Here is a 521-nt window from a genome sequence, read left to right as displayed (position 1 = left end):
GCGTTTACCACGGAGTGATTCATGACTGGGGTGAAGTCGTAACAAGGTAGCCCTAGGGGAACCTGGGGCTGGATCACCTCCTTAAACGATACTTCAGCCATCTCAGCTAAGTGCTCACACGTAATTGTCTAAATCTTTGTGATCTGATGTAGGTCTGTAGCTCAGCTGGTTAGAGCGCTCGCCTGATAAGCGGGAGGTCGGCAGTTCAAGTCTGCCCAGACCTACCAACTCAGTTCAGTCTTGATTTGGGGCTATAGCTCAGCTGGGAGAGCGCCTGCCTTGCACGCAGGAGGTCTGCGGTTCGATCCCGCATAGCTCCACCACTTCAAGACTCCATAAGAATGTCAGCACTAAGCAGCTTTTGATTAAGGCTTCTTACTACTGATATTAATCAGATTGCTCTTTAAAAATTTGGATACATGAGAATTGAGATTCTCAATAGAAAGCTAGCAGTTGCTTGGCGGATTAACGTCAACATAACCCTGCCATGAAAGTTTTCTTCCTCATAGCTTGTAGGAAGT

At 47.2% G+C, this 521-nt stretch carries 2 tRNA genes and 1 rRNA gene; all 3 read left to right on the top strand.

Features of this window, described 5'->3' with window-relative positions:
* Window positions 1–84 (top strand): 16S ribosomal RNA (locus WG929_RS20940); the annotation flags it as partial.
* Window positions 85–150: 66 nt separating this feature from the next.
* A tRNA-Ile gene (locus WG929_RS20935) sits at window positions 151–227 on the top strand.
* A 20-nt stretch (window positions 228–247) separates the two neighbouring features.
* Window positions 248–323 (top strand) — tRNA-Ala (locus WG929_RS20930).
* The last annotated feature ends 198 nt before the right edge of the window (window positions 324–521 follow it).

This window comes from Oceanobacter antarcticus (genome assembly GCF_044962685.1).
GTDB classification, from domain to species: domain Bacteria; phylum Pseudomonadota; class Gammaproteobacteria; order Pseudomonadales; family Oceanobacteraceae; genus Oceanobacter; species Oceanobacter antarcticus.
Note: the sequence above shows the minus strand (reverse complement) of the source record. Positions and strands in the feature narration are given on the sequence as shown.